Source organism: Sulfuricaulis sp. (genome assembly GCF_041499725.1).
Lineage (GTDB): Bacteria > Pseudomonadota > Gammaproteobacteria > Acidiferrobacterales > Sulfurifustaceae > Sulfuricaulis.
In genome coordinates this window covers 1-4,566 of sequence record NZ_JBGQKW010000132.1, presented here as the reverse complement: position 1 = coordinate 4,566, position 4,566 = coordinate 1, and the positions used below count along the sequence as shown (strand labels likewise).

6 protein-coding genes are annotated in these 4,566 nt (G+C 62.5%); all 6 read left to right on the top strand.

Features of this window, described 5'->3' with window-relative positions:
* The coding region (locus tag ACC569_RS14050; RefSeq protein WP_372524156.1) for a TusE/DsrC/DsvC family sulfur relay protein at positions 1-337 on the top strand (337 nt) is incomplete at its 5' end.
* A gap of 199 nt (positions 338-536) precedes the next feature.
* The gene (locus tag ACC569_RS14045; protein WP_372524155.1) at positions 537-1,211 is read left to right on the top strand and encodes a DUF599 domain-containing protein; all 675 of its coding nucleotides are present in this window, start codon (positions 537-539) and stop codon (positions 1,209-1,211) included.
* 69 nt (positions 1,212-1,280) lie between these two features.
* Positions 1,281-2,060: a tRNA pseudouridine(38-40) synthase TruA gene (truA, locus tag ACC569_RS14040; RefSeq protein ID WP_372524154.1), complete on the top strand. Its 780-nt coding sequence runs from the start codon at positions 1,281-1,283 to the stop codon at positions 2,058-2,060.
* 24 nt (positions 2,061-2,084) lie between these two features.
* On the top strand, positions 2,085-2,705 hold the full coding sequence (locus ACC569_RS14035) for a phosphoribosylanthranilate isomerase (protein ID WP_372524153.1): 621 nt from the start codon (positions 2,085-2,087) through the stop codon (positions 2,703-2,705).
* Positions 2,702-3,901 carry a tryptophan synthase subunit beta gene (gene trpB, locus ACC569_RS14030; RefSeq protein ID WP_372524152.1) on the top strand — a complete coding sequence of 400 codons (1,200 nt, stop codon included), beginning with the start codon at positions 2,702-2,704 and terminating at the stop codon, positions 3,899-3,901. Before ACC569_RS14035 ends, trpB begins: the two co-directional genes overlap by 4 nt.
* A partial coding sequence (trpA, locus tag ACC569_RS14025; RefSeq protein ID WP_372524151.1) for a tryptophan synthase subunit alpha occupies positions 3,901-4,566 on the top strand: 666 nt, incomplete at its 3' end. The genes trpB and trpA, both read left to right, overlap by 1 nt.

The window sequence follows — 4,566 nt, the reverse complement described above, 5'->3', positions numbered from 1 at the left end:
GGTTGTACATGATCGGGTATTCGAGACAGACGAACAGGGATTTCTGCTTCATGCCGAGGACTGGAGCGAAGAGTACGCCGAAACGGTGGCGGAGCAGGACGGCGTCCGGCTCTACGACGAGAGCTGGGGGCTGATCGGTTACTTCCACGATTACTACCAGCAATGCAGCGCCCATCCGAGCATGCGCCAACTTGTGCTGACCCTCGGCCGGCAGCACGGCATGCATTTCCACGACCGCAAGGAGTACGAAAAGTTTCTGTATCGTCTGTTCCCGCGCGATCCGGTGCGCGAGATCTGCAAACTCGCCGGTTTGCCCATGCCGGAGCCGGATACTTAAGGAAGCTCTGAACAAGCGGCAAAACAAATTGTGACTCTCTCCCTTCGGGCGAGGGGACTTAATCAGAGGTTCCTTAAAGAAGCGGATCGAGCCGGAGGAAATCAACCGCTGCTCTTGCTCGATGCACTGAAACCGCTCGTGGAACAGAACCTCAAGGCATGAGACAGTGTCGCCCGGACTGTGAAAAGGGGAGGCCCGCATGTTCGAAATTCCAGCCACTGACATCATAAGTCTGACGTGGTTTGCCGCCGTCTGGGTCAGTTACACCTGGTACGCGGACCGGGGACCCTGGCGCCAGCATTCGCTGCGCGCTGTCATGCACACGCATCGCGAGGAGTGGATGCGCCAGATGGTGCTGCGCGACAACCGTGTCGCCGACGTGAACATCCTGCGCAATCTGCTGCAAGGGGTGTCGTTCTTCGCCTCGACCACGCTGCTGATCATGGTCGGGCTCCTGACGATACTCGGCTCGAGCGACCGCGCCATTGAAATCGTGCGGGCGCTTCCTTTCGCGGAAAAGACCACGCTGGTGCAGTGGGAGCTCAAGCTTCTTGTGCTCGGCATTATCTTCGTGCACGCGTTTTTCAAGTTCACTTGGGCGCTGCGTCAGTTCAATTACTGCTCGGTGCTGATCGGCGCGGCGCCCAAATCCGCCGACAACGCTTATGCGCAGCGCGCCGCGGAAGTCAGCACCAACGCCTCGAAGGACTTCAATCAGGGGTTGCGCGCCTATTACTTCAGCCTCGCCGCACTCGGCTGGCTCATTCATCCCTGGGTGTTCGTGGCCGCGACCACGCTGGTGACCGCGGTGCTGTACCTGCGTGAACATCATTCCACGACCCTGAAAATACTGACGCCCGGCGGCGTCGAGTGAGCGGCGTCGTTATCTCCTGCCCCAGGGATTATTCCACAAGAGCCGCGGCGAGCGGGTAAAATACGTCCCATGCGCATCGCCGCCATACTCGAATACGACGGTTCACGATTCTCCGGCTGGCAGCGGCAGGACCATGCGCGCACGGTTCAGGGTGTCGTCGAAGAGGCGCTGTCCAAGGTCGCGGACGAAGTCATACAAGTGACGGTCGCAGGTCGCACGGATGCCGGCGTGCACGCGGCGGGGCAGGTGATCCACTTCGACACCAGCGCCGCGCGCAGCGATTACTCCTGGGTGCGTGGCGCGAACAGCAATTTGCCGTACGAGGTCGCGCTGCTGTGGGCCGGTCCCGTCGAAGACGGTTTTCATGCCCGCTACTCGGCCACCGGCCGTCACTATCACTACATTATTCTCAATCGCCCCATACGGCCGACCTATCTCGCGCAGCGGGTCACCCACGAATACCGCCTGCTCGATGAGGTGGCGATGCAGGACGCATCCCACTATCTGCTTGGCGAGCATGATTTCACCTCGTTCCGCGCCACCGAATGCCAGGCGAAAAGTCCGGTGCGCGAGCTGCGTGCGCTCGACGTGGCGCGCCACGGCGACATGGTCCATATTCACGCGCATGCCAATGCCTTTCTGCAACACATGGTGCGCAACATCGCGGGCGTGCTGATGACCGTGGGCGCGGGCGAGCGCGAGCCGTCATGGGCCAAAGAAGTGCTCGAGGCGCGTGACCGCCGCGCGGGCGGCGTGACCGCCGCGCCCGACGGGCTTTATCTGCGGGAAATCGAGTATCCCGAGACGTTCAAACTCCCGCGGCTTTCGCGTGCTGTCGGGCTTTGGTAAGCTTCGCGGCCGTCCGGAGGGTACATGCGCACGCGCGTGAAAATATGTGGCATCACCCGCATCGAGGATGCCATCGCCGCGGCGCAGGCCGGGGCCGATGCGATCGGTTTCGTGTTCGACCCGAAAAGCCCGCGCCACGTCCATCCCGACCAGGCGCTGAAAATCGCGCGCGCGCTCCCGCCGTTTATCACGATCGTGGGCCTGTTCGTCAACGCCGCGCCCGATACCATCGAGGGCGTTCTCAGTCACGTGCCGCTCGATCTGATACAATTTCACGGCAACGAAAAGCCCGAACAGTGCCGCCGCTACCACCGCTCGTATATCAAGGCCGTTCACATGAAACCCGACGTCGATCTGCGCGAGATGGCGCGCCTCTATGGCGACGCCGCCGGGCTGCTGCTCGATACCTATGTTGCCGATGTGGCCGGCGGTTCCGGCCAGGCCTTCGACTGGAACCGCATACCTCGGGATCTCGGCAAGCCAGTGATTCTCGCCGGTGGTCTCACGCCGGAGAACGTCGCCGAGGCGGTACGCAAGGTGCGTCCCTTCGCCGTGGATGTTTCCAGTGGCGTGGAGCAGGGCAAGGGGATCAAGGACGTGGGAAAAATCACCGCTTTCATTGACGCCGTCAGCAACGCTATATGAGCGCCTACGACCTGCCGGACAAACGCGGCCACTTCGGCGATTACGGTGGCATCTTCGTTTCCGAAACGCTGATGCAGCCGCTCAAGGAATTGCGCGAGGCCTACGAACGCCTGCGCAAGGACAAGAAATTCCAGAAGGAACTCGCCGACGACCTGCGCCACTACGTCGGCCGCCCCAGTCCGCTCTATCTCGCCCGGCGCCTGACCGATAACTGGAGCGGGGCGAAGATTTATCTCAAACGCGAGGACCTGAACCACACTGGCGCGCACAAGATCAACAACACCGTCGGCCAGGCGCTGTTGGCGCGTCACATGGGCAAGAAACGCGTGATCGCCGAGACCGGTGCCGGCCAGCACGGCGTGGCCACCGCCACCGTGGCGGCGCGCTTCGGCATGCAGTGCGTGGTGTACATGGGCTCGGAGGACATGAAGCGCCAGGCGATCAACGTGTATCGCATGAAGCTGCTCGGCGCCGAGGTGGTGCCGGTCGAATCCGGCTCCAAGACGCTCAAGGACGCGCTCAATGAAGCCATGCGTGACTGGGTGACCAACGTCGAGAATACCTTTTATATCATCGGAACCGTCGCCGGCCCGCATCCGTATCCGATGATGGTGCGCGATTTCCAGAGCGTGATCGGCCGCGAGACGCGCGAACAGATCAAGGAACAGGAAGGTCGTCTGCCGGACGCGCTGGTCGCTTGTGTCGGCGGCGGTTCGAACGCCATGGGCCTGTTCTATCCGTTCATCGGGGACAAGGACGTCGCGCTGTACGGCGTGGAGGCGGAGGGTGAGGGCGTGCAGACCGGCAAGCATGCCGCGACGCTGTGCGCCGGCAAGCCGGGGGTACTCCACGGCAATCGCACCTATTTACTCGAAACCGAGGACGGCCAGATCGTCGAGACGCATTCCATCTCCGCCGGCCTCGATTATCCCGGCGTGGGACCGGAACATGCCTACCTCAAGGATTCCGGGCGCGCGCACTATGTCTCCATCACCGACAAGGAGGCGCTCGCGGCGTTCCACGAGCTGACCCGCACCGAGGGCATCATGCCGGCGCTGGAATCGTCGCACGCGCTGGCCTATGCGAAAAAACTCGCGCCACAACTGGGGAAAGACAAGATCATCGTGATCAATCTCTCCGGCCGCGGCGACAAGGATATCCATACCGTGGCTGATCTCGAAGGAATCAAGTTCTAATGTCGCGGATCGCGGAGAAATTTCAGACGCTGCAGCAGCAGGGCCGACGTGCGCTCATACCTTATATAGCGGCGGGCGACCCCGAGCCGTGGATAACGGTGCCGTTGATGCACGCGCTCGTCAAAAACGGGGCGGATATCCTCGAGCTCGGCGTGCCGTTCTCCGACCCGATGGCCGATGGCCCGGTGATCCAGCGCGCCGCCGAACGGGCGTTGAAACATAAAATCAGCCTAACCAATGTGTTGGCGATGGTGCGTGAGTTCCGCGACAAGGACAAAACCACGCCGGTGGTGCTGATGGGCTATCTCAACCCCATCGAGGTCATGGGCTACCCGCGTTTCGCCCAAGAGGCCGCGGCCGCCGGGGCCGACGGCGTGCTCACCGTGGACCTGCCGCCGGAAGAGGCGGACGGGTTCCAGCCGGCGATGAAGGGCCAGGGGCTCGACACGATTTTCCTGCTGGCGCCCACGAGTCCGGTTGAGCGCATCAAGCTCATCGCCAAGGCCGCGAGCGGATTCATCTATTATGTCTCGCTGCGCGGCGTGACCGGCGCCGCGAACCTGGATGTGCGCGAGGTGGCGGCCAAACTCAAGGAAATCCGCGCCCACACGAAGCTGCCGCTCGGCGTCGGCTTCGGCATCGGCAGCCCCGAGGCGGCCGCGCAG

Coding starts and splice junctions, on each gene's coding strand:
- ACC569_RS14045 (WP_372524155.1), top strand. CDS start 537: ATGTTCGAAATTCCAGCCACTGACATCATAAGTCTGACGTGGTTTGCC.
- truA (WP_372524154.1), top strand. CDS start 1,281: ATGCGCATCGCCGCCATACTCGAATACGACGGTTCACGATTCTCCGGC.
- ACC569_RS14035 (WP_372524153.1), top strand. CDS start 2,085: ATGCGCACGCGCGTGAAAATATGTGGCATCACCCGCATCGAGGATGCC.
- trpB (WP_372524152.1), top strand. CDS start 2,702: ATGAGCGCCTACGACCTGCCGGACAAACGCGGCCACTTCGGCGATTAC.